This is a genomic window from Thiomicrospira sp., from assembly GCF_036568485.1.
GTDB lineage: Bacteria > Pseudomonadota > Gammaproteobacteria > Thiomicrospirales > Thiomicrospiraceae > Thiomicrospira.
Map to the genome: position 1 here is coordinate 1 of NZ_DATCSL010000117.1, position 4264 is coordinate 4264.

General features: G+C 41.9%; 2 protein-coding genes. Both read right to left on the reverse strand.

Going from position 1 to position 4264, the window contains the following annotated elements; translation table 11 throughout:
- On the reverse strand, nucleotides 1-1817 hold a 1817-nt coding region (locus VIM91_RS10990; RefSeq protein ID WP_331864858.1), incomplete at its 3' end, for a T9SS type A sorting domain-containing protein.
- 252 nt (nucleotides 1818-2069) lie between these two features.
- Nucleotides 2070-3839: a T9SS type A sorting domain-containing protein gene (locus tag VIM91_RS10995; protein WP_331864859.1), complete on the reverse strand. Its 1770-nt coding sequence runs from the start codon at nucleotides 3837-3839 to the stop codon at nucleotides 2070-2072.
- Between the last annotated feature and the right edge of the window lie 425 nt (nucleotides 3840-4264).

Consider the following 4264-nt stretch of genomic DNA (forward strand, 5'->3'; position numbering starts at 1 on the left):
CCAACTTCAACTGTGTAAACATACATTCCTGTTTTAAATTCAGAAACATCAACTTTGAAGGCATTTGCACCCAACGAAGTTGTTTCTCTCATTGTTTCATAAACTGTCTGGCCTAAAATATTGCTCACAGTGAGGCGGATACTTCCTTGTTCCTGCAGGTTAACAACAATAGTTGTCTGGTCAACTGCCGGGTTAGGCATGTTTTGTGAAACTTCAAAGTTTGCTGCAAGGTTGTCTTCAACACCAACTGCAATACTTACAGGAAGATAAACCATATTGTTCAAAATAGGATCGTGGGTCGGTGCATCAGTTGGTTGCAAACTGTTTCCAGGTTGGTTGTCTGATTGATACAAAATATGATAGGTTTCACCATAAGCATAAGGTGCTACTGAAGGGAAAACGCACTCGCTGAACAGGTGGAATACATCGCCTGTATAGTCTGTAAATTCGCTCCAGTTGCCATCCAACTCGGTAAAACGTCCCCAAATATGGCGGTAGTTGTTCACTGTGTTGTCATAACCAACTGCTAAACCACCATAGAAGAATTGCAAAATTCCATTGTGCAATACCATTTGTGGCATACTGGTTAATGAAGCATAGTAAGGAGCAACACCAACAATGGTATCGTCACCATTATCTTGTGTCCATGCTGCAAGCATTCCATTCTGGTACAAATAAGTAGTTGTCCAGTCAACAGGAAGGATAGTTGCACCAATTTTCGCTGTATCCAGCACTGGCATTGTTTCGTTCCAGTAAACCAAACCGTCTGAATAAGGATAGTATGACCAGGCTGCGTCGTCTGGTGTGTCATCCAGGTGGATCTGACGTCCAAAAGCTACGTGAGCCATGCCTTCGTCATCCAAAACAAGTGCGTTGTAACCATCGCCACCACCGCATTGTGGAAGATTGCCACCATTTCCATCAAAGAATGGGTCTGGGCTTTCGTAAAATGTAATGCGCTCCCAATTGTCGCCACCATCAGTAGATTTCATAATAATTCCATCAGCAATGCCACCAAAAGCAACAAATGCAATAGTATTTCCTACTGGATTAGCCCAGGCATAGTCATCACCACCCCAACCGTTACAAACGTCAGAGCCAGTTCCTTCAAGAATTACATTTTGCGGATCCCAGGTAAGTCCACCATCGGATGAACGTGAATAAAGCAAAGCCATGGTTAACCCTTCATAAGTTGCAGCATTTCCGGCTGCAGCAATAACATGAATAACTTCATTGTTTTCACCACTGGTAATCATACGTGGCCAAAGTAAGTCGGGCTGTTCGGCAGGGCCTGCCAATTGGAAATAATTCCAGTCGCCTGTGCCTTTGTTTTCGCGCCAGCTAAATTGCAAACCAGCAGCACCTCCTGTGTGCGAACAAATTATTTCGCCATTTGCCCCATAAGGTGCATAGCTTGGCCATCCGGTTCTTACATCTTCAACACGTTCGGTTGGATAAGGTCCCCAGGCTGAGCCATCGTAATAATTGTAACCACTACCACGGTCGGAATAGGCGGTAGGAGTCATACCCCTTGTCCAGGTAGCACCAATTGAGCCGTCAGGATATGCATACATCCTTTGTGCCATTGTGGAGTTTGATTGCAGGTCGTACCAGGTTTCGCCTACCACGATGTCTTGTGCTCTTTCGTTGGCAACAATTGGGTCGTTGTATTGGAAAAATGGTTCCTGATCCAAAACAGGTTGTTGTGTTTTCATCACCGTAGTGTTGAATTTAGCCTGTGGTTTCAGTTGCGAAACCTGAGCTACACTTGCATAGCCAAAAGCTAACGCGAATACGAAAAGTAAAGCTTTCTTCATTTTTTTAAAATTTTAATTAATAAAAGATGATTGTAAAATTGATTGAATGCACAAATATACTACATAAAGTGAATTTTCAAATTGATGTTATTCAAAATTAAACATTTCTGAAATTAGCTTTAGGGTAATTTATAAGTTAATGACAATAAATTATATTGAAAAGGTTGCAGTAGGATTGTAAAAAAAAAGGCCACCAAACGGCAGCCTTTCTTAACTCCCCTCCCTTGCGGGGAGGGGTTAGGGGGGTGGGGTTTACTTCACCAGCATCTTATTGGTTACTTTTTGGTTACCAATTTCAACTGTGTACAGATAAATTCCTGCATCGAAATCAGAAACATTAACAGTGAATGCATGGGCACCCAGTGTATTGCCTTCTTTGGAAGCAGTGTAAATTTGTTGTCCAAGTACATTGCTTACAGTTAGTTTAATTTGTCCTGTTGTTTCGGTAGTTACCATAATTGTAGCCTGATCAACTGCTGGATTAGGATAACTTTGAACTGCAAAAGCAGCTTCAGCCAAATTGTTACCTACTCCCACATGCAATGGGGTTACTTTCAAATAAACCATGTTATTGTCAATTGGGTCATGGTCGGCATATCTTTCAGCGATACCTGGCTGGTTGCTGGTTTGGTAGGTTAAATGAATGCTTTCGTCTGCTGTTGGAGAAACTCCGGGGAAAACACATTCGCTGAACAAATGGAACACATCGCCCGTATAGTCAGTGTATTCACTCCATAAGCCATCATTTTCAGAAACCCTGCCCCAAACGTGGCGATAATTGTTTACTGTATTGTCAAAACCCAGTGATAGTGCTGAGTAAAAAGCATAAATCTGTCCATCTTTTTCCATCAATTGTGGAAAACTGGTTAAAGAAGCCTGGTAAGTAGCTACACCAATAATAGTATCATCACCATTTTCCTGAACTTCTGCAAGTAAATAACCATTGTCTCTCATCCAAATAGGATCAAGAATATCGCTTCCAACTTTCAATGAATCCAGTGGAGCCATATCTTCGTTCCAATAACCCAAACCATTGGAATAAGGATAATAAGAACTTGTACCATCACCAGCACAAGCGTGAAGCTGACGTCCAAATGCAACGTGAACTTTTCCATTTTCATCAACAACTCCTGCATTATATCCATCGCCACCGCCAAAAATTGTTAGGACATCCTGAGTATTATCAAAAAAGGGCACACCACTGTTATAAAATGGAATACGTTCCCATGAATCACCAGCATCGGTCGATTTCATAACAACTCCGTCTTTAATACCACCCCATGCAACAAAAGCGATTGTTTCGTCATTAGAGGCAGCCCATGTGTAGACATCTCCTGACCAACCATTAGTATAGGTAGAGCTAACACCATCGAGAACCATATTTTCAGGATTCCAGGTAACACCACCATCATCTGACCTTGAGTAAAGCAAAGCGCCATCAAGCCCTTCGTAAACAGTACCGCCATTGGCAACAGGAGGAGTTATGCAAATAACGTGGATAATTTCATTGTTTTCTCCTGTAGTAATCATACGGGGCCACAAAATATCTTCGTGTCCTTCAGGTCCAACCAGGTAAAAGTTTGTCCAGTCGCCGGTTCCCTTGTTTTCCCTGTAGCTAAAAATAAGCCCTGCAGCACCACCGGTATGAGCACAAACAATCTCGCCATTCTCCATATAAGGTGCAATATTTGGCCAACCACAACGTACAGGCTCTATTCTTGCTGAAGGAGCTGGGCCCCATGCAGAACCATCATAATAATTGTAACCGGTTCCTCTTTCAGGATAAGAGGTAGGCGTAGTTCCCCTTGTCCATACTGCGCTTATTGAACCATCAGGGAACATATAGGTACGCTGCATAAATGAGGAATTGGATTGCAGGTCATAAACTGTGCCACCAATTACAACATCAGGCCCTCTTTCGCCGGCATACTCGGCAACTTCGCCAGTAAAGTTTAGTGATGACTCAAACTCAGGTGTTGTTTTGGTCATTTTAATTTTGCTTAACCTGTCTTTTTGCGCCATAATAGGACTTTGTGCAAAAGTGCCCAGGCTAAAACAACTTACTAATGCAATAAGTAGAAATTTCTTCATTGTTCTTGTAATTTTAATTAATAAATATGATTGTGAATTTGATTGAGAGCACAAATATACTACATAAAGTTAGTTTTTGGTGTACCTTCTTGTTTATGACAAAATTTTTTGCGAAAATGGTTGCAGTACGTTGTTAATAAAAAACTTTCCCAGAAAAACCAAGGCTGCCACTTGCCAGGAAATAGAAATGACACATTTTTCAAAATAAAAAAAGGCCACCAAACGGCAGCCTTTTCTAAAACTCCCCTCCCTTGCGGGGAGGGGTTAGGGGGTGGGGTTTACTTCACCAGCATCTTATTGGAAACCTTTTTCCCGCCAACTTCCACCGTATAAACATACATTCCCGAATCGAAATT

Excerpts from the sequence above, each read along its gene's own strand:
- VIM91_RS10995 (WP_331864859.1), bottom strand. The coding sequence starts at position 3,839 with ATGGCGCAAAAAGACAGGTTAAGCAAAATTAAAATGACCAAAACAACA.